The organism is Methylobacterium sp. P5_C11 (assembly GCF_054049775.1).
In genome coordinates, this window is sequence record NZ_JBFULS010000009.1 from 44,888 (window position 1) to 65,047 (window position 20,160).

A 20,160-nucleotide genomic window follows, 5' to 3' on the forward strand; every position below is an offset into this window, starting at 1 on the left:
GGCCCGCGCGGGCGGGGCTCAGCGCCGGGCCGAGGCCTTCTCGGCGGAGGCGGTCTTGTCGGCGGAAGCGGTCTTGGCCGCCGCCTTGGCGAGCTTCGGCTTCGGCGGCGCCGCCCCGGCGATCAGGGCGGCCAGATGCGACTGATCGAGCCCCGATGCGGCGCGCGCGGCCGCCACCGGAACCGGCGGCGTCACGGGCGCGGGCGCGAGCGAGGCGGTACGCTCGACCCGCCGCGGCTCGATGGAGCCGGTCGCGACCGGATCGGGTATGCTGGCGGCAACCGGGATCGGCGCCGGCGAGTCGCGCTGCACGCGCAGGGTCCAATGGGCGGCGGTGGAGAGGGCGGCGATGCCGAGGATCGCCTTGATGCCGCCGGTGAGCAGGGCTCGCATGGTCGTCAGGCCCGAGAGAACGCGGTTACGCGGAACCGGATCCCCGGCCCCCACGCATCATCGCGCCGGAGCGTGAACGAAGCCGCAATCGCCGCGACCGGCCCCGTCCCGGAACGGGGCATTCCTCTCCGCAGGAGCGGCCTGGCGCAGGGTGGTGGCAATCAATGTGGGCCTTGCGCCGAACCCGCGGTTCCTGTTCCCCGCGCTCCCGACACTCCTGCAGCGACTCGGCCCACTGAGCCTCACAGGAACGGCCCAGAGAACTGGTCCGGACCGCCCCGTCACTGCCGACCCCGCCACCATGCAGGCCCGAGCGGGCTCGCGAAACCTTCAGGCGCATCGGCCGCTGGGGACAGCCCGTGTAGAGGGTGGCAGCCGAGCCGGCAACAGAGGCGGGACCGTTTCCGCGGCCTCCGCGGCGATCAGCGCTCCGCCGCGGCCGCGGCGAAGCGTATCAGCGCGGCGATCTCCGCCGCACCGCCCTCCGCGGCGAGGTGCCGGTAGAGCGCCGCATAGCCGGCGAAGACCTGCCGTCCGGCCGGGTCGGCCCCGAGGAAATCGGCGATCTCCTCCATCTCGGGCGCCCAGCGATAGGCCTTCGGCGCCATGTCGGGCAGGCCCTTGGCGAACCGGGCCAGCAGCGCCGGCTCGTTCTCGGCCAGTTCGGCCAGCAGCGCCTCGCCGGCGCCGGCGCGCTCGGCGGCGCCGATCATGAGCGCGGCGAGCGCCGTCAGGCCCTTGTTGAGGCCGGCATAGCTCATCTTGAGGCTGGAGGCCGCGCCGACCGCGCCGGGACAGACGCGCAGGTCGAGTCCGAGGTCACGCAGCACCAGCGCCGGGGCGGTCTCGGGACCCGAGACGTAGACGCGCGGTCCCCGGGCGCCGGGCTTCGGCGGCAGGCCCAGGATCGCCCCGTCGAGGAACGGCGTGCCGGTGGCCGCGACGATCCCGGCGATGCGCCCGACCGTCGCCGGGCTCACGGCGTTGGCGTCGATGTAGACCGGCTTCCGCGCGGCTGCCGCGAGGGCGGGTGCGAGGCGGCGGGCGAGCGCCTCCGCGTCGGCGGGGGGCACGATCGCGAGCAGGAGGTCGGCGGCGGCGAGGTCGCCGTCGCCGGCATGCGCCATGCCGGCAGCCTCGGCCCGGGCGCGGCTTTGAGGCCCGCGTCCGTCCAGGGAGGTCAGCACGCGCGCGCCATGCTCGGCGAGCCGGGCTCCGATGGCGCTGCCCATGGCGCCCGGGGCGATCACCGCGATGGTGGGCACCGCGATGGTGGACACGGAACGCCTCCGGGGCTTCGGATGCTACCGCAGCGAGCCGCAGAACCGCTGGATGCGCCGGCAGGCCTCCTCCAGCACCGCGTTCGACGTCGCGTAGGAGATGCGCAGGTTCGGGCCGAGCCCGAAGGCCGAGCCGTGGACCGCGGCCACGCCCTCGGCCTGGAGCAGCTCCATGACGAAATCCTCGTCGGTCTCGATGGTCTTGCCGGCTTCCGTCTTCTTGCCGATCAGCGCCGCACAGGACGGGTAGACGTAGAACGCGCCCTCGGGCGTCGGGCAGGTCAGGCCGTTGGTCTGGTTGAGCATCGACACGACGAGGTCGCGCCGGCCCTGGAAGGCCGTGCGGAACGTCTCCAGATGGTCCTGCGGGCCGTCGAGGGCGGCGACCGCGGCCCATTGCGCAATCGTGCTCGCCCCCGAGGTCTGCTGGCCCTGGACGAAATCCATCGCCTTGATGAGCGTCTCCGGACCGGCCGCGTAGCCGATGCGCCAGCCGGTCATGGCGTAGCCCTTCGAGACGCCGTTCATGGTCAGCGTGCGGTCCACGAGTTGCGGCTCGACCTGGGCCGGGGTGACGAATTCGAAGTCGCCGTAGGTCAGGTGCTCGTAGATGTCGTCGGTGAGGATGTGCACGTCCGGGTAGCGGAGCAGCACGTCGGTGAGCGCCTTCATCTCGGCGCGGGAATAGGCGGCCCCGGAGGGGTTCGAGGGCGAGTTGAGGACGATCCACTTGGTCTTCGGGGTGAGCACCCGGTCGAGTTCCTCGGCCTGGAGCTTGAAGCCGTTGGCCATGTCGGCATCGGCGAAGACCGGCGTGCCGCCGCACAGGCCGACCATCTCCGGGTAGGAGACCCAGTAGGGGCGGGGGATCACCACCTCGTCGCCCGGGTTCAGGGTGGCGAGGAACGCGTTGTACAGGACCTGCTTGCCGCCGGTGCCCACGATGGTCTGAGAAACCTTGTAGTCGAGCCCGTTCTCGCGCTTGAACTTGCGCACGATCGCCTCGCGCAGGGGCACGATGCCGGAGACCGGCGGGTAGCGGGTCTCGTTCCGGTGGATCGCGTCGATCGCCGCCTGCTTGATATGCTCGGGCGTGTCGAAATCCGGCTCGCCCACCGACAGGCTGATGACGTCGACGCCCGACGCCTTCAGGTCCCGGGCCTTCTGGGTCATCACGATGGTCGCGGACGGCTTCACCCGCGAGAGGACGTCGGCGAGGAGAGCCATGGCGTGCGGTGCTCCGGATTTTCGTGGGCGACGGAGGCCCGTGCGCCGCACCTGCTGCGGCGCGGCGGACCCTAGGCCCGGGACGCTGAGCCGGCAAGGCGGTGCGCGGCACCAAGCTGGATCTCGCGCCCGGCGCGCCGTGCAGGTCTCTCCTGCGCGGCCGCTCTCGCTTTGCGGGATCGTCGATACCAGATCCTGTCCATGACCCCGCTCTCCGTCCTCGACCTCTCCTTCGTCAGCGCCGATTCGACCCCCGCGCAGGCGCTGCACGACACCCTGGCGCTCGCCCGCCACGTCGACGGCCTCGGCTACCGGCGCTACTGGCTCGCCGAGCACCATGCCCTGCCCAACGTGGCGAGCCCGGCCCCCGAGATCATGATCGGCCAGATCGCCGCCGCGACCCGGACCCTGCGGGTCGGCTCGGGCGGGATCATGCTGCCGAACCACGCGCCGCTGATGGTGGCTGAGCGCTTTCGGGTGCTGGAGGCCCTGTTCCCGGGCCGGATCGATCTCGGTCTCGGCCGGGCACCGGGCACGGACGGCCTCACCGCGCGGGCGCTGCGCCGCCGCGAGGCCCCGGGAGAGGCCGGGGGCGACGACTTCCTCGACCGCCTGCAGGAACTGCTGTTCTGGGACGGCGGCTTTCCGGAGGGGCACCCGTTCGGGCGGATCGAGGCAAGCCCCGCGGGGGTGCCGCTGCCACCGATCTTCCTGCTCGGCTCTTCCGACTACAGCGCCCGGCTCGCGAGCGAGATCGGCTGCGGCTTCGGCTTCGCCCAGCACTTCTCGGGGATGCCGGCCGAGGCGCCGATGCTGGATTACCGCCATCGGTTCCAGCCGACGCGGCTCGGCGCGAAGCCCCACGCGATCCTGGCGGTGGCGGCGATCTGCGCGCCCACGGATGCGGAGGCCGAGCGCCTGGCGTCCAGCGCCCGGCTGGCGACCCTGCGGCGGGAGCGGGGCGAGTACCGGCCGCTGCCGAGCCTCGCCGAGGCGCTGGCCTACCCGTATTCCGACGCCGAGCGGATGCAGATCGCGCGCGGCGGCGACCGGCTTCACGTGGGCGGTCCCGAGACCCTGCGGGCTCGGCTCGCCGACATGGTGGCGCGGACGCAGGCCGACGAGCTGATGGTCGTGACGGCCATTCCCGATCAGGCCGCGCGGCACGAATCCTACGCGCTGCTGGCCCAGGCCTGGGGGCTCGGCGTCGCCTCACAGGCGGCCTGACGGTCCCAGGTTCCCAAAGGGCGCAGCCCTTTGGCGGGTCGGCAGGGCGGAGCCCTGACAGATCGGGCGAAGCCCGACCATCGGGCCAAGCCCGCTAGCAGGGCGCCGCCCTGCACCCGCAAAAGGTCTCGGACCTTTTGAAACCGGAACTTCAACGTCCGAACAGGCGACCGAGGCGGGCCAGGAAGCCGGGGGCCGCCCCGGGCTTCGGGCTCGATGCGACCCTGGCGGGCTCCGCCTGCGGCGCCAGGACAAGCCCGAGGGCCGCCGTGTCGGTGGTCTCGCGGTCGATCAGGATCAGGCTGCCGGTCTCGCGGTTCTCCGCGTAGGCGTCGACCGCCACCGCCCGGTCGAGGCGCAGGGCCACGTCGGCGATGTCGTTGGCCGACAGGCGCTCGGCTGGGCCGGGCCGGCCGGTCTCGGGATCGATGCGCGAGACGATCCGCTCCACGGTCGCGGTGACCGTGGCGGTGCCGATCTTGGCGAACAGGCTGGCGCCCGGGCTCAGATCGGTCTCGGCCGCCCAGAACAGGCGGGCGTCGAGGGTCTCGGTGACCCGCATCGGCGCGTCGGTGGCGACGATCACCTGCCCGCGGGAGGCGTCGATCTGGTCGGCCAGCACCAGGGTCACCGACTCATCCTCGCCGGCCTCGGGCAGATCGCCGTCGGCAGTGTAGATCCGCGCCACCGTGGAGGTCCGGCCGGAGGGCTGGACCGTCACCGAGTCGCCCGGCCGCACCCGGCCGCTGGCGATCCGGCCGCTGTAGCCGCGGAACTCGGAATTGGGCCGGTTGACCCACTGCACCGCCATGCGGAACGGCGCGTTCAGCGCCTCCGCGCGGACCGGCACCGTCTCCAGGTAGGCGAGCAGCGGGCCGCCCGTGTACCAGGGCGCCGCGATGCCCGGCTCCACGACGTTGTCGCCGTTCTTGGCCGAGAGCGGGATCGCCTTGACCTCGGAGAAATTGAGATCCCGGGCGAAGTCCGAGAAACCCGCCACGATGCCGTCGAAGGTGCCCTGCGCCCAGCCGGCGAGGTCCATCTTGTTCACCGCCAGCACCACACGGCGGATGCCGAGATTGGAGACCAGCAGCGCGTGGCGCCGGGTCTGGCGGGTCAGGCCCTGGCGGGCATCGACCAGGATCACCGCCACGTCCGCCGTCGAGGCGCCGGTGGCCATGTTGCGGGTGTACTGCTCGTGGCCGGGCGTGTCGGCGACGATGAAGGAGCGCCTGTCGGTGGAGAAGAACCGGTAGGCGACGTCGATGGTGATGCCCTGCTCGCGCTCGGCCTGGAGGCCGTCCACCAGCAGCGCGAGATCCACCTCCTGCCCCTGCGTCCCGTGCTTGCGCGAGTCGCGCTGGAGCGCCGAGATCTGGTCGTCGAAGATCTGCTTGGTGTCGTGCAGGAGCCGCCCGATCAGGGTCGACTTGCCGTCATCCACCGAGCCGCAGGCGATGAAGCGCAGCACCGCCTTGCTGCGGTGGGCGGTCAGGAAGGCCGCATAGCCGGAGGCGCGGTCGGCGAAAGCCGTGGGAGCCTGGTGGACGGTCATCAGAAATAGCCCTCCTGCTTCTTGCGCTCCATGGCGCCGGCGCCGTCCTTGTCGATCACCCGGCCTTGCCGCTCCGAGGTGCGGGCGGCCAACGTCTCGCCGATGATCTCCGGCAAGGTCGCGGCGTCGCTCTCCACCGCGCCGGTGAGCGGGTAGCAGCCGAGGGTGCGGAAGCGGACGAGGCGCTGCTGCGGGGCCTCGCCGGGGGCGAGCGGCAGGCGCCCGTCGTCGACCATGATGAGCTGGCCGTCGCGCTCCACGACGGGCCGCTCCTTGGCGAAGTAGAGCGGCACGATCGGAATGTTTTCCTGCTCGATGTAGAGCCAGATATCGAGCTCGGTCCAGTTGGACAGCGGGAAGACCCGCAGGGACTCGCCGCGCTTCTTCTTGAGATTGTAGAGGTGCCAGGGCTCCGCGCGCTGGCGCTTGGGATCCCAGCGGTGCTGCGCGGTACGCAGGGAGATGATCCGCTCCTTGGCGCGGCTCGCCTCCTCGTCGCGGCGGGCGCCCCCGAAAGCGGCGTCGAACTTGTGCTTGTCCAGCGCCTGCCGCAGGGCCTGCGTCTTCATCACGTCGGTGTGGACCTCGGAACCGTGGCTCACCGGTCCGACCCCGCGGGCGAGCCCGTCCGGGTTGGTGTGGATCAGGAGGTCGAGGCCGAGCTCCTTCGCGCGGGCGTCGCGGAAGGCGATCATCTCGCGGAACTTCCACGTGGTGTCGACGTGGAGCAGCGGGAACGGCAGACGGCCCGGCGCGAAGGCCTTGAGGGCGAGGTGCAGCAGGACGGAAGAGTCCTTGCCGATCGAGTAGAGCATCACCGGGTTCTCGGTCTCGGCGACCGTCTCCCGGAAGATGTGGATGGCCTCGGCCTCCAGCCGCTTGAGGTGGCTGAGGCGGTCGGCGGTGGTCGGTACGGGCATCGTGGCGCTCGGCGGCACGGCGGCGGCGAGGGCGGCGCTCATCGGGCGAACTCCGGCTGGCGGGTCTGATTCGGGGTGGTCTCGAAGGCGGCGGCCTCACGGGCTGCAGGCTCAAGGATTGCAGGCTCCTGGCCCGGCTGCACCGACGCGCCGGGTCGTCCGACGTGCAGGCCGCATTCCTTCTTGTCTTCCTGCTCCCACCACCAGCGGCCGGCCCGTTCCGGCTCGCCGAGCTTCACCGCGCGGGTGCAGGGGGCGCAGCCGATCGACGGGAAGCCGCGGTCGTGCAGGACGTTGTAGGGGACGAAGTTGTCGCGCACGAAGCCGTCGACCCGCGCCCGCGACCAGTCGGCCAGCGGGTTCAGCTTGATCAGCCCGCGGTCCGCGTCGAACGCGGCGAGCGGCGTCTCGGCCCGATTGGCGGACTGGCCGGCCCGCAGCCCGGTGAGCCAGCCGACCGCGCCGGCGAGGGCGCGGCCCAGCGGCTCGACCTTGCGGAAGCCGCAGCAGGCCTGCCGGGCGGCCACCGAGCGCCGGAAGCCGTTGATGCCCTCGGTCCGCACGAAGTCCTCCGCGGCAGCCCGCTCGGGCGCGTAGGCGGCGATCCGGATTCCGTACGCCGATTCGGTCTCGGCCCAGGTGTCATAGGTCTCGGCGAACAGGCGGCCGGTATCGAGGGTGACGATCTCGACGCGCCCTTTCGCGAGGCCCGCCATGGCCAGCGCGTGGGTCAACGCCTGATCCTCGACCCCGAGACTCGTGGTGAAGACGAGCCGGCCGGGGATCTCGGCGGCGATCAAATGGAGTCGACCTGGAAGGTCAAGCGCGGACAGCCGCTCCGCAAGGGCTTCGCCCGTTTGTCGGTCCGGACGGGTCATCGCGCCATGTCCCGGGGTTTGCGGGGAGGAAAGGCCGCGGCCTGCGCCGTGCCTGTTGTCGAGGGGTCGAAATGTTCGCTATACCGAACGAAGTCAAGGCGCTCAGGTGCCCTTGCCGGGGTCGGATCGGCGGTTCGGCGTGCGGTTGCGCACAACATCCCGCACCGTCGGCCCGGGCTCGAGGTAAAAGATTCTTCTCACTGGCACCGGTAGCCTCGTATATGCACCCGCGCCTCTCGCGCGGCGGAAGCCCACGGAGACAGCTTTGGACGCGATCGATCTGAAGATTCTCGCCCTGCTGCAGACCGACGCGACGCTCTCCATCGCGGCGATCGGCGAGCGCGTGGGCCTGTCGCAGACCCCGTGCTGGAAGCGGATCCAGAAGCTGGAGGCCGACGGGGTCATCGACCGGCGCGTGGCGGTGCTCGATCCGGTCAAGCTCGGCCTCGGGCTGACGGTGTTCGTCTCCATCGAGACCGCCGACCATTCCCAGGAGTGGCTGCAGCGCTTCGCCGCAACCGTCTCGGCCATGCCTGAGGTGCTCGAGTTCTACCGGATGGCGGGCGACGTGGATTACATGCTGCGGGTCGTGGTCGCCGACATGCAGGCTTATGACAGCTTCTACAAGCACCTCATCGCGGTGCTGCCCCTCAAGAACGTCACCTCCCGATTCGCCATGGAGAAGGTGAAGTCCACCACCGCCCTCCCGCTGCCGGCGCCCCCGAAGAACGGGCGGCACCTGCCCGGGACGGCCCCCGTCCTCTCCGTGGTCGGAGAATAATGTTCTCTTTTTTCGCAGCGCAGCGAATGTGATGTCCTAAACTCCGCCCGTTCTGCAAAACGAACGTTTCTCGATTGACTCCGGCCGCGTTGGCCCCGACATGGTCCCGTAATGTCCCGCCAGAATCTCCTCCCGCGCACCGCCCCGTTCGGCGACGGCGAGCGCGCCAGCCTCGATGCGGTGCTCGGCGCCGCGAGCCCCACGCAACGCGCATGGCTGGCCGGCTTCCTGGCGGGCCTCGACGCCGCCGGCGGTCAGCCCGCCGCGGTGCCGGCCGCCCCACCCAAGGCCGCCGCGCCGCTGACGGTGATCTACGCGAGCGAATCGGGGAATTCCGAAGCGCTCGCCGGCAACGTCGCCAAGCTGGCGCGCAAGCAGGGCTTCAAGCCGAAGGTCGTGGACTTTGCCGACCTCGACATCGCGACCCTGCCCAAGGCCGGCAAGCTCATCGCCATCGCGGCCACCTGGGGCGAGGGCGAGCCGCCGGCCCGAGCCGTGCGGGCCTACGGCGAACTGATGGGGGAGGGCGCTCCGCGCCTCGACGGCGTCGAGTTCGCGGTCCTGTCGCTTGGGGACACCTCCTACGCGGAGTTCTGTGCCATCGGGAAGGCGCTCGACGCGCGCTTCGAGGCCCTGGGGGGTCGGCGCGCCGCCGGGCGCGCCGACCTCGACCTCGACTTCGAGAAGCCCGCCGCCGACTGGATCAAGGGTGCGCTGAAGGCGCTCGCCCCGGTGGACACGTCCGACAACGTCGTGGCGGTGGACTTCGCCCGCGCCGCCGCCGGCGAGGACGACGAGGCCGAGCCGAGCCGCGAGCCCGTGGTGGTCGAGGTCGTCGAGCACGTGAACCTCAACTCCTCGCGCTCCGACAAGGAGACGATCCACCTCGCGCTCGCCTTCGAGGACGGCGCGCCGGCCTACGAGCCAGGCGACTCGCTGGAGATCTTCCCCGAGAACGATCCGCAGCTCGTGGACGAGATCCTGAACGCCGCGGGTCTCTCGGGCGACGAGGCCCTGCGCAAGGCGCTGCTCGCCGAGCGGGACATCACCACGCTCTCGGCCGCCACGATCGAGCGGTTCGTGAAGGCCACCGGCCACACGGAGGCGCAGACGCTGATCGACAGCGGCGAGGCCAAGGCCTGGATCGAGGGCCGGCACCTGATCGACCTGCTGGAGACCTACCCGGCCAAGCTCACGCCCGAGCACGTGACCACGATCACCCGGCCGCTGCCGCCGCGGGCCTACTCGATCGCCTCCTCGCGCAAGGAGGTGGGCGACGAGGTCCATCTCGCCATCGCGGCGGTGCGCTACGAGACCCACGGACGCGCTCGCTCGGGCGTCGCCTCGGTCCACGTCGCCGACCGGATCCGCGACGGCGCCAAGCTGCGGGTGCGGCTGAAGCCGAACCGGCATTTCCGCCTGCCGCAGGATCCGGCTACCGACATCATCATGGTCGGCCCTGGCACCGGCGTCGCGCCGTTCCGCGCCTTCGTGCAGGAGCGCCGGGCGATCGAGGCCCCGGGGCGGTCGTGGCTGTTCTTCGGCGACCGGCACTTCACCCACGACTTCCTGTACCAGCTCGAGTGGCAGGACGCCCTGGAGGACGGGTCGCTGACCAAGATCGACGTGGCCTTCTCGCGGGACCAGCCGGAAAAGGTCTACGTGCAGGACCGGATCACCCAGCACGCCGCGGAGCTGGTCTCCTGGCTCGATGGGGGCGCGCATCTCTACGTCTGCGGCGATGCCAAGGCCATGGCCAAGGACGTGCGGGCCGCTCTGGTAAAGGCCTACGAGACCACCAAGGGCCTGAGCGCTGCCGACGCGGAGGCGCAGGTCGCGTCGCTGGAGCGCAGCCACCGGTACCAGCAGGACGTTTACTAACGGAGCGGCCTTCCGAGGCCGCAGGATCGAGATTGCAGCGGAGCAGGACGGGGCGCGGGTCCCCTCTCCCGTGCGGGAGAGGGACAGGGTGAGGGATCCAGGTCTTTCCGGAGAGGGCGCATCCCTCACCCCGACCCTCTCCCGCACGGGAGAGGGGGACCGTCGCGGATCCCGCCCCCTTCCGTGAACCGGCACGCGTTCCGCTCGGCACCCATCCCTGACGCGCGGGGTGGGAGACGCGTTCAGACAGACGGATTCACCCCATGGACGACCACAGCCCCCGCGACGCCGCCGAGCCCCCGAACCCCGCCCCGGCCAAGCGCGTCTACGAGACCCCGCCGACCGCGCGTCCGATCACGGACGCCGAGGCCGCGCGCGCGGAGAAACTCGCGGCGAACGAGCACATCAAGATCGCCAGCGGCTACCTGCGCGGCACCCTGGCGGACGGCCTTCTTGCGCACGCCACCGGGGCGATCTCGGAGGATGACGGGCAGCTCGTGAAGTTCCACGGGATGTACCTGCAGGACGACCGCGACCTGCGCCCCGAACGCACCAAGAAGAAGCTCGACAAGGCCTACAGCTTCATGATCCGCCTGCGCATCGCTGGCGGCGTCATCAGCCCGAAGCAGTGGCTGGTCCTCGACGACATCGCCCGGACCTACGCGGGCGGGGCGCTGCGCGCGACCACGCGCCAGACCTTCCAGTACCACGGCGTGATCAAGTCGAACCTCAAGCGCACGATGGCGGCCATCGACGCGGCGCTCCTCGACACGATCGCGGCCTGCGGCGACGTCAACCGCAACGTCATGGCGGCGACGAACCCGGCTCAGGTCGGCGCCCACAAGGCCGCCTACCAGCTCGCCAAGGAGATCTCCGACTCGCTGCTGCCGAAGACCAGCGCGTGGCGCGAGATCTGGCTCGACGGCGAGCGCGTGGTCGGCGGCGAGGACGAGGCCGAGGTCGAGCCGGTCTACGGCCGGACCTACCTGCCGCGGAAGTTCAAGACCGTCGTGGCGGTGCCGCCCTCCAACGAGGTCGACATCTTCGCCCACGACCTCGGCTTCATCGCGATCCTCGACAAGAAGAATCGGGTCACCGGCTGGAACGTGACGGTGGGCGGCGGCATGGGCATGACCCACGGCGAGCCCGACACCTTCCCGCGCACCGCCGACGTGATGGGCTTCGTGGCTCCTGAGGACGCCATCAAGGTCGCCGAGGCGGTGATGACCGTCCAGCGCGACTGGGGCAACCGCAAGAACCGCAAGAACGCCCGGCTCAAGTACACGATCGAGCGCTACGGGCTCGACGCCTTCCGGGCCGAGGTCGAGAAGCGCGTCGGCAAGACGCTCGGCGCGCCCAAGCCCTTCACCTTCACGGGCAACGGCGACCGCTACGGCTGGGTCGCGGGCGACGACGGCCGCCACCACCTGACGCTCTACGTGCCGGCGGGCCGGATCAAGGACATCGAGGGCGGCCCGCAGTTCCTCTCGGGGCTGCGCCGCATCGCCGAGGTGCACCAGGGCGATTTCCGCCTCACCGGCAACCAGAACGTCATCATCGCCAACGTCCCGGCCGAGAAGCGCGCCGAGATCGACGCGCTCGTCGACGAATACGGCCTGACCCGGGGCGCGAGCGCGCTCCGGCGCAGCTCGCTCGCCTGCGTGGCCCTGCCGACCTGCGGCCTCGCGCTGGCCGAGAGCGAGCGTTACCTGCCGGACCTGATGACCGAGCTGGAGGAGAGCCTCGCCTCCCACGGGCTCGCCGAGGAGGAGATCACGATCCGCTCCACCGGCTGCCCGAACGGCTGCGCACGGCCGTTCATCGCCGAGATCGGCCTCGTGGGCCGCGGCCCCGAGCGCTACCACCTCTACCTGGGCGCCGCCCATGACGGCTCGCGCCTGAGCAAGCTCTACCGGGAGGACGTGGCGGCCGCCGAGATCCGCGACACCCTCGACCCGCTCTTCGCCGACTACGCCAAGGGCCGGCAGCCGGGCGAGCATTTCGGCGACTACCTGATCCGCGCCGGCCACGTGGCCAAGACCACCAACGGCCCGGACTTCCACGAGCGGACCGGCGCCCTCAAGCCGGCCGCGAACGCTTGAGAGCGCGGCCTGCGCATATCCGGGTGCCCGGATCTGCACAGGGCCCACGGCTGCGCGGGGTGGGCGCCGAGAGGGGTTGGCGCGCAATCCCCGGACGGTCCCGCAATTCGCCGGCCCGCGCCGTCCTTCCGGCGCGGCGCAGCCGCATACCGGGCGTGGGTGTCGGTTCGCGAACCTGCGGGAGGGGTCATCTCCCCCTGCGAGCGCGGCGCGTGTCGGCCGGGCCTCGGTCTGGCCGGCCCTGAGCCCGCCGGGGTGCCGCCCCCTGGCCGGAAGGCTCGGAACCTCATCCCGGTCGTACTCGATGCCCCCACCGCTCCCCCATGCCGGATCGACTCCGCGATCCGATGAGAATGAACGTTCATTGACATGAGAATGAACGTTCATTATACAGCGAGGGCAATCAGGAGCGCGCGATGGCTCTCACGTTCGAAGGCCGCTGGTCCGATCTCGATGCGGAGCGTTACGGCGCCCGCGGTCCGGGTGTCCTCGCCCACGCCCGCGCGGTCTGCACCCCCGCCAATCTGACGTTCGCGGCCGCGGTGGCGCTGGCCTGGATGGCACTGATCGGCTGGACCGGGGCGGGTCCGGAGGGCTGGCAGGCCCGGCTCTGCGCGGATCTCCATCAGGGGCCGCAGGCCTGCGCAGCCACGGCGATCGGCAAGGACCAGAGCCGCATCGCGCCCGTCGCCTTCGCGGCGCAGACCGCACGGTGACCCTCTCCGCGGCGGTCGACACGCGCGGCGGTCCGGCCGCCCGGCGCGAGCACATCCTCGACGCCGCCGAGACCTGTTTCGCGCGCAACGGATTCCATCGCACGACCATGCAGGACCTCGCCCGCGAGGCCGCGATGAGTCCGGGCAATGTCTATCGCTACTTCGACTCCAAGGAGGCCCTGGTCCTCGGGCTGGTGGAGCGGGAACGCGAGCGTGGCAGCCATCTGGTCGCCGAGATGGAGGGCAACGGCGACCGGCGCGGGGCACTGCTCAGCATCATCGCGCGCTACTTCGTGTCCATCACCCGCGAGGCCGCGATCCTCCGGGTGGAGATCTGGTCGGAATCGACGCGCAATCCCGCCATCGCCGCCATGACGGAGCGGACGGAATCCGAGACCCGTGCGTGGTTCGTCGAAACGCTGTCGGCGCTCGCCACGGCGCCGGACTGCGATCCGGAGGCGCTGTACGTCCTGCTCGCGCCGTTGATGCGCGGCATCGTCGTCGGCCGCGCCGCGCTGCCGGGTTTCGACGTGACGGCGGCCGTGGCGCAGCTTCACGCGCTGCTGGATGCGGGCCTCGACGGCCGCCTGCCGCGCCCCGGAGATGCGCGTTCGCCTGCGGCTCGCTGATCCGCGTCCGCGCCGGACGCCGTGACGGAGCATGGGAGGCCGTCGTGGCCCACAAGGCCGAGGACAGCTCCTTCCCCGATCGCGCGCCGACACCGGCGCGCGGTACACCGGCCGGTCCGCAATCCCCCCCTCATGCGGGCCGGCCGGTCGTGTCCGAGGCCGCCCGCGCCTTCAACCCGCGCGCGATTCGGGTTCGACACCGTAACCACATACACGCAAAAGTAGGTAGGCTGGAGGTGTTTTAATATATCCCTCCCCAATTCGTGCCATTTCCGCCACATTCCAACGATGGATGCGCATTCCGGCGCCCAGGATACGCATCGCCGTTGAGATGATCGGGCCGATTCATTCTAGGAGTACGTCATCGCGCTGGCGCATCACTCCTGAGAACGATTATAAACTATGCTTTCTGGGCGGATTGACGGGGTCGATGGCACGCGCCGTCTCCGCGAGTACTTGAGTTTCTCCCACACGGGACTTGCCACCACCCTTCTGCTCCTGGCCTCGGCGGCTGGTCACGCGCAGGCGCAGACCGAGGAGGTCGCCCTCTCCGAACTCAGCGTGACCGGCACCGGGCCTGCGGCGGAACGGGCCGGTGGACCGGTCGTCGGCTATCGTGCCACGCGCTCGGCTACCGCCACCCGGACCGACACGCCTCTGCGCGACACGCCGCAATCGGTGCAGGTGGTGCCGCGCGACGTCCTCGTCGACCAGCAGGACATCCGTCTGAGCGACGCGCTTCAGAACGTCAGCAGCGTCCAGCCCGGGGGCACGATCCAGGGGCGGAGCGACACCTTCATCATCCGCGGGTTCAGGACCCAGACCTACGCCATCGACGGCGTCCTCCTGAACCAGGCCGGCAACTTCTCCGCGGTGACCCGGGATCTCGCCGACGTGGAGCGGATCGAGGTGCTGAAGGGGCCGGCCTCGGTCCTGTACGGGCGCGGCGATCCGGGCGGCCTGATCAACATCGTCACCCGCCAGCCGACGCTGGCGCCGTCCGGCGACATCAACCTGCAGGCCGGCAGCTTCGGCTTCCGGCGGGTGCAGGGCTCGGTCTCGAGCGCGATCGAGGGCGTGGACGGCCTGGCCGGGCGGCTCAGCTTCGCCGCGCAGTCGGATCCGACCTTCCGCAACTTCTACGGCCGCGACAATGCCCGCAGCTTCGTGGCCCCGGCCTTCGCCTGGAACCCGACCCCGGACACGCGCGTCACGTTCCTCGGCGAATTCACCCGGGTCGACAACCAGTACGACGAGGGCCTGATCGCCCGGAACGGCCGCGTACCCCTGGACAACGTCGCGCGCTACTACGGCGAGCCGTTCTCCCGCTACAACGGCAGCGCCAATTTCGGCCTGCTCAAGGTCGAGCACGACCTCAACGCCAACATCACCCTGCGCGAGGTGCTCAACGCGCAGTGGGGCGGATTCGACTTCCTGGCGACCCGCGCCACCGGCCTCACCAACCGCAACACCCAGGTGACCCGGCGGGAGACCGCGGGCTACTCGACCTACGCGGCCGTCGACAGCCAGACCGAGATGGTGGCGAAGTTCGACCTGCTCGGATTCCGGCACACGGTGCTCACCGGGGTCGAGTACACGAACGGCTACCGGCGCGCCTACACGACGCAGAGCACGAACTTCCCGTCGGTGAGCTTCCTCGACCCGGTCCCGGGATCGCCGATCGTCGGGCTGCAGTTCCAGTCCGACCTCAAGCAGAAGAACGCGCTGACCGGCCTCTACGTGCAGGACCAGATCGATCTCGGCTTCGGCCTGCAGATGCTGGTCGGCGTCCGCTACGATACGGGCACCCAGTACTATTTCAGCCGCGTCCCGACCTCGCGCACCATCCCGCCCGACCAGCAATTGTCCGGCACCTCGCCGCGGGTCGGCCTGATCTACCGGCCGGTGGAGCCGCTGACGCTCTACGCGAGCTACGCGACCTCGTTCAAGCCGCAGACGGACAACGTCTACAACGCCGTCAACCCGCGTCCCGAGACCGGCGAGCTCTTCGAGATCGGCAGCCGCCTCGACCTCAACCCGGACCTGACCCTGTCGACGGCGGCCTTCCGCATCGTCCGCAACAACGTCTCGGCCGCCGACCCGGTCAACACAGGCTTCTCGGTGATCACCGGGCAGCAGCGCTCCGAGGGCGTGGAGGCCGACCTCGCCGGCCAGGTCCTGCCGGGCTGGAAGGTCATCGGCGGCATCAGCTTCCTCGACGCCAGGATCACCAAGGACACGACCTTCGCGGTGGGCAACCGTCTCGTCGGGGCGCCGGCCTTCAGCGGCAGCATCTGGTCGACCTACCAGTTCCAGGAGGGCCTCCTGCTCGGCTGGAACGTCGGGGCCGGGATCACCTATGTCGGGCGCCGCGCCGGCGACCTGAACAACAGCTACTCGGTGGGCGGCTACGCCCGGCTCGACGCGGCCGTGTTCTACGACTTCAGCGAGCACGCCCGGTTCTCGATCAACGCGCGCAACCTGACCGACCGGCGCTACATCGAGCAACCGTTCAACCAGTTCAACAACCTCCCCGGCGCGCCACTCTCGGTGCTGGCGACGATCACCGCCCGGCTCTGAGCCGGGCGGCCTGCCTCGCGTCAGCGGTGGGCCGCCTCGCCGTCCTGCGCGCGTGGAGCGGGGCAATCCGGGACAGGGCTTCTCCGGTCGGCCGCGCGCGGCCCGGTCCCTCGCGGGACGCCGGGCGGCCGACGGCCACGCTCTCGCACCGTCTCAGGAACTCAGCGCGCGGACGGCCACCGCGGGTGCCTCGGGCTCGGCGGCCCTGCGGCGGGCACCGGCGCGACGGCGCAGGACGTAGAGCGTCAGGCCGGTGGCCGCGAAACCCGGCATGGCCAGGGCCGCCAGGCAGAACAGCAGGGCGACGAGATCGCCGAAGAAGCGGCCGCGATGCACCTCCAGCACGTTGTCCAGGAGGCGCCGGCCCAGCGGCGCCTCCGTGGCGCGCTCGGAGGCCAGCAGGGCGCCCGTGCGGGCATCGTAGCGGTCCTCGTTGCGGGCGCTCGGCGCATCGACGCCCGTGGGCAGCCAGCGGATGCGGATCGCCTTCGCGTCGGTCCCCGGCAGGGTCAGGACCGCCGAGCCAGCCGCGCCGGCGTTCCGCGCGCGGAAATCCGCCCAGGCCGTGTCCACCGCCGCGCCACCGGCCGCCGCGTCGGCCGGCGTGCCGGAAGGCGCGGCGTCGGACATCGCCTTTCGGGCGGGGCGCAGCCTCGGCGTCGCCGCGTCCGGCGCGCCAGCGAGCAGCCGCGCGGCGCCGTCCTTGAACCACGGGTAGGACCACGTCAGGCCGCTCAGCGCGATGACCAGGTAGACGGGCAGGAGCCAGGTCCCGACCACGGCGTGCAGCGACCACCAGCGCGGCCGGCCGGGCCGCGACAGGGCGGGCCTCAGCCAGATCCGCCAGCGATGGATTTGGGGCCAGCGCAGGTAGAGGCCGGTCGCCAGGAAGGCCAGCAGCGCCAGGGTGCAGGCGCCCGTGACCGTGCGGCCCCAGCCCTTGGACCCGCCGGGGAGCAGCAGCCAGCGGTGCAGGTCCCGCACCGTGGTGAAAGTTCCCTCCAGCCGCACCGGGCCGAGCAGCGCGCCGTCGTAGGGGTCGGCGTATTCCGCGGGCGGCCGCGCCCGGGTCCCGGGATCGCGGGCGAAGCGGACATGGACGCTCGCGCGCGGGTCGTCCGACAGGGTCAGCGCGTCGGCGACGCGGCCCCCCGCCTGCGCGTCGATCCGCGCCGCCAGCGTCGCGGGGGGCAGCGCCGTCCGCCCGCCGGGCGCGACCTCCAGCCGGTCGCGGTTGGCGAAGGCGGTGACCGCCTCCTCGTAGCTCATCAGCGCCCCGGTCAGGCCCATCAGCGCGAGGACGAGGCCGGCGGTGAGGCCGAGCGCCCAGTGCAGGCGGAAGAGCAGGGTCCGGAGGGAGGGAATCGGCAGCGTCATGGCGGTGCCGGCTGCCTAGCAGAGTCCGGCCACGCTGACGACGCCGCGGGCCGCATGCCCACCCGGCCGCCCGGTCTCAGGTGATCGGCGCGGGGTTGAACAGGGTCAGGTCGTTGAACAGCCCCCACCGGTCGGACCAGGGGCGCTTGCGCCCGCTCGCCACGTCGAGGATCAGGTGGAACAGCTCCCGACCGACCTCCTCGATCGTGGCCGCGCCGGTGGCGATGCGGCCGGCGTCGAGGTCGATCAGGTCGGACCAGCGCTCGGCGAGCTCCGTGCGGGTGGCGACCTTGATCACCGGCGCCTGACTGAGCCCGTAGGGCGTGCCGCGGCCGGTGGAGAAGACCTGCAGGGTGATCCCCGAGGCGAGCTGCAGCGTGCCGCAGACGAAGTCGCTCGCCGGGGTCGCGGCGAAGATCAGCCCCTTCTCGCGGACGCGCTCGCCCGGCGCCAGGACCCCCGAGATCGCGCTCGTGCCCGACTTGGCGACCGAGCCCAGGGCCTTCTCGACGATGTTGTTGAGGCCGCCCTTCTTGTTGCCCGGCGACGGGTTGGCCCGGCGGTCGGCCTCGCCCTTGGCGAGGTAGGAATCGTACCACGCCATCTCGCGGACCAGCGCCTCGGCGACCTCCGGGGACTTGGCGCGCGGGGTGAGCAGGTGGATCGCGTCGCGCACCTCGGTCACCTCCGAGAACATCACGGTGGCGCCGCAGCGGACCAGCAGGTCGGCCGCGAAGCCCAGCGCCGGGTTGGCGGTGACGCCCGAGAAGGCGTCGCTGCCGCCGCATTGCAGGCCGACCACCAGCTCGGAGGCCGGGCAGGTCTCGCGCGTCCGGCGGTTCAGCACCGCCAGGCGGGCCTCCGCCATCGTCAGGATGCTGTCGATCATGGCCGAGAAGCCGTGGTGGCGCTCGTCCTGCAGCCGCACCACACCGTCGCCGGAAGCGCCGTTGTCGGGCAGGAGCCGTTCAGAGACGAGCTTCTCGCAGCCGAGGCCGACGACCATGACTTCGCCGCCGAAATTCGGGTTCTGCGCGAGGCTCTGGAGGGTCCGGATCGGCACCACCGCCTCGGGGGCGTTGATGGCGACGCCGCAGCCATAGGCGTGGGTCAGGCCGACCACGTCGTCGACGTTGGGGTAGCGCGGCAGCAGCTCCTGCTTGATCCGCCGGATCGCCACGTCGAGGGTGCCGGCGACGCACTGCACGCTGATCGAGATCGCCAGGATGTTCTTGGTGCCCACCGACCCGTCCGGGTTGCGGTAGCCCTCGAAGGTGTAGCCCTCGAGCGGGGGCAGGGGGGCCGGCACGCGGGTGGCCATCTCCAGGGCGTCGAGGGCGGGGGCGACCGGCGTCGCGACGCGGGATTCCTCCACCCAGGCGCCCCGCGGGATCGCCTGCGTGGCGATGCCCACCACCTCGCCGTAGCGGCGGACCTCGCCGCCCTCCGGGATGTCGGTGAGCGCCACCTTGTGGCCCTGCGGCACGAACTCGACGAGTTCCAGCCCGTCCGGGAACACGGTGCCGGCTGGCAGCCCGAAGGCGTTGACCACGATCGCGACGTTGTCGCTGTCGCTCAGGCGGATCGTGCGCGGCACGTCTCCGGCGGCCCCTCCGGCGGCCCCCGCGCCGGCCGGGTGCGGGCGGGTCGGGGCTTCGATCTCGGCCTGCATCGGATGCTCCTTCCGTCTCGCGCCCGTCCGGGCTTCTGTCGGGCTCAGGCGGCGTCGCCGACCGCGTGGTTCGCCAGGGCCTCCAGGGCCTTCACCATGGCGGAGTGGTCCCAGGCCGCGCCGCCCTGGGCCACGCAGGCCGAGAACAGCTGCTGCGCCAGCGCCGTGGCGGGCAGGCTGAGGCCCAGCGTCCGGGCGCTGTCCAGGGCGAGGTTGAGGTCCTTCTGGTGCAGGGCGATGCGGAAGCCGGGATCGAAGGTCCGCTCGATCATCCGCGCGCCGTGCAGCTCCAGGATCCGCGAGGTGGCCAGCCCGCCGGTGATCGCCTGCCGCACCTTGGCGGGGTCGGCGCCGGCCTTCGAGGCGAAGAGCAGCCCCTCGGCCACCGCCTCGATGGTCAGGGCGACGATGATCTGGTTGGCGACCTTGGCCACCTGTCCGGACCCGACCGGGCCGACATGCGTGACCGTCTTGCCCATGGCGGCGAACAGGGGCTCGGCGCGCGCGAAGGTCTCGGCCTCGCCGCCGACCATGATCGAGAGCGCGGCGTTCTTGGCCCCGACCTCGCCGCCCGAGACCGGCGCGTCGAGATAGGCGCCGCCCCGCGCGGCGACCCGGACGGCGAAATCCTTGGTGGCGAGCGGCGCGATCGAGCTCATGTCGATCACGGTCTTGCCGGGCGACAGGCCCTCGGCGACGCCCCCGGGACCGAACAGGACCTGCTCGACGTCCGGGGTGTCGGGCAGCATCAGGATGGTCGTGTCGGACCGCTTCGCGACCTCGGCGGCGGTGGCGCAGGCCGTGCCGCCCGCCGCCAGCAGTGCGTCTGGGACGCTGCGCCGGCTCTTGAGGAACAGGCTGTGGCCCGCTGCGATCAGGTGACCCGCCATGGGCGCGCCCATGATGCCGAGGCCGATGAATCCGATGTTCATGGGTTGTGAT

At 71.4% G+C, this 20,160-nt stretch carries 16 protein-coding genes; 7 read left to right on the forward strand and 9 right to left on the reverse strand.

The features are described from left to right. Positions 1-18: 18 nt before the first annotated feature. From ACXJKQ_RS07460 to ACXJKQ_RS07470, 3 genes are all read right to left on the reverse strand, one after another. Positions 19-393, reverse strand: a complete 375-nt coding sequence (locus tag ACXJKQ_RS07460; RefSeq protein ID WP_457105132.1) for a hypothetical protein — start codon at positions 391-393, stop codon at positions 19-21. Positions 394-815: 422 nt separating this feature from the next. Continuing rightward, positions 816-1,658 (reverse strand): DUF1932 domain-containing protein, encoded by an 843-nt coding sequence (locus tag ACXJKQ_RS07465; protein ID WP_457105198.1) that lies wholly within the window; start codon positions 1,656-1,658, stop codon positions 816-818. Positions 1,659-1,697: 39 nt separating this feature from the next. Further along, positions 1,698-2,900 (reverse strand): pyridoxal phosphate-dependent aminotransferase, encoded by a 1,203-nt coding sequence (locus tag ACXJKQ_RS07470; RefSeq protein ID WP_457105133.1) that lies wholly within the window; start codon positions 2,898-2,900, stop codon positions 1,698-1,700. A gap of 201 nt (positions 2,901-3,101) precedes the next feature. Between ACXJKQ_RS07470 and ACXJKQ_RS07475 the strand changes: the two genes are divergently transcribed. Further along, complete coding sequence (locus ACXJKQ_RS07475) at positions 3,102-4,127, forward strand: LLM class flavin-dependent oxidoreductase (protein ID WP_457105134.1); 1,026 nt, start codon at positions 3,102-3,104, stop codon at positions 4,125-4,127. Between the two features lie 151 nt (positions 4,128-4,278). On the opposite strand, the gene cysN is transcribed toward ACXJKQ_RS07475, so the two are convergent. The 3 genes from cysN to ACXJKQ_RS07490 are packed head-to-tail and all read right to left on the reverse strand — an operon-like array spanning position 4,279 to position 7,480. Next, complete coding sequence (gene cysN / locus ACXJKQ_RS07480; protein ID WP_457105135.1) at positions 4,279-5,682, reverse strand: sulfate adenylyltransferase subunit CysN; 1,404 nt, start codon at positions 5,680-5,682, stop codon at positions 4,279-4,281. Beyond that, positions 5,682-6,644, reverse strand: coding sequence for a sulfate adenylyltransferase subunit CysD (gene cysD / locus ACXJKQ_RS07485; RefSeq protein WP_457105136.1), 963 nt, complete (start codon positions 6,642-6,644; stop codon positions 5,682-5,684). Before cysD ends, cysN begins: the two co-directional genes overlap by 1 nt. Further along, on the reverse strand, positions 6,641-7,480 hold the full coding sequence (locus ACXJKQ_RS07490) for a phosphoadenylyl-sulfate reductase (protein ID WP_457105137.1): 840 nt from the start codon (positions 7,478-7,480) through the stop codon (positions 6,641-6,643). The genes cysD and ACXJKQ_RS07490 overlap by 4 nt, the downstream gene beginning before the upstream one ends. 265 nt (positions 7,481-7,745) lie before the next feature. Here ACXJKQ_RS07490 and ACXJKQ_RS07495 point away from each other — a divergent pair, with 265 nt between their 5' ends. From ACXJKQ_RS07495 to ACXJKQ_RS07520, 6 genes are all read left to right on the forward strand, one after another. Continuing rightward, positions 7,746-8,261, forward strand: coding sequence for an Lrp/AsnC family transcriptional regulator (locus ACXJKQ_RS07495; protein ID WP_457105138.1), 516 nt, complete (start codon positions 7,746-7,748; stop codon positions 8,259-8,261). Positions 8,262-8,372: 111 nt separating this feature from the next. After that, complete coding sequence (locus tag ACXJKQ_RS07500) at positions 8,373-10,142, forward strand: diflavin oxidoreductase (RefSeq protein ID WP_457105139.1); 1,770 nt, start codon at positions 8,373-8,375, stop codon at positions 10,140-10,142. A 263-nt stretch (positions 10,143-10,405) separates the two neighbouring features. Further along, complete coding sequence (locus ACXJKQ_RS07505) at positions 10,406-12,244, forward strand: NADPH-dependent assimilatory sulfite reductase hemoprotein subunit (RefSeq protein ID WP_457105140.1); 1,839 nt, start codon at positions 10,406-10,408, stop codon at positions 12,242-12,244. Between the two features lie 416 nt (positions 12,245-12,660). Then, positions 12,661-12,960: a hypothetical protein gene (locus ACXJKQ_RS07510; RefSeq protein ID WP_457105141.1), complete on the forward strand. Its 300-nt coding sequence runs from the start codon at positions 12,661-12,663 to the stop codon at positions 12,958-12,960. Then, a complete protein-coding gene (locus tag ACXJKQ_RS07515; RefSeq protein ID WP_457105142.1) occupies positions 12,957-13,589 on the forward strand; it encodes a TetR/AcrR family transcriptional regulator in 633 nt (210 codons plus the stop codon). Before ACXJKQ_RS07510 ends, ACXJKQ_RS07515 begins: the two co-directional genes overlap by 4 nt. 402 nt (positions 13,590-13,991) lie before the next feature. Beyond that, a complete protein-coding gene (locus tag ACXJKQ_RS07520; RefSeq protein ID WP_457105143.1) occupies positions 13,992-16,169 on the forward strand; it encodes a TonB-dependent siderophore receptor in 2,178 nt (725 codons plus the stop codon). 153 nt (positions 16,170-16,322) lie between these two features. Here ACXJKQ_RS07520 and ACXJKQ_RS07525 read toward each other — a convergent pair whose 3' ends face one another. From ACXJKQ_RS07525 to ACXJKQ_RS07535, 3 genes are all read right to left on the reverse strand, one after another. After that, complete coding sequence (locus ACXJKQ_RS07525) at positions 16,323-17,546, reverse strand: PepSY-associated TM helix domain-containing protein (protein ID WP_457105144.1); 1,224 nt, start codon at positions 17,544-17,546, stop codon at positions 16,323-16,325. A 76-nt stretch (positions 17,547-17,622) separates the two neighbouring features. Beyond that, positions 17,623-19,218, reverse strand: coding sequence for a galactarate dehydratase (gene garD, locus ACXJKQ_RS07530; protein ID WP_457105145.1), 1,596 nt, complete (start codon positions 19,216-19,218; stop codon positions 17,623-17,625). Between the two features lie 44 nt (positions 19,219-19,262). Beyond that, positions 19,263-20,150: a 2-hydroxy-3-oxopropionate reductase gene (locus ACXJKQ_RS07535; RefSeq protein ID WP_457105146.1), complete on the reverse strand. Its 888-nt coding sequence runs from the start codon at positions 20,148-20,150 to the stop codon at positions 19,263-19,265. Between the last annotated feature and the right edge of the window lie 10 nt (positions 20,151-20,160).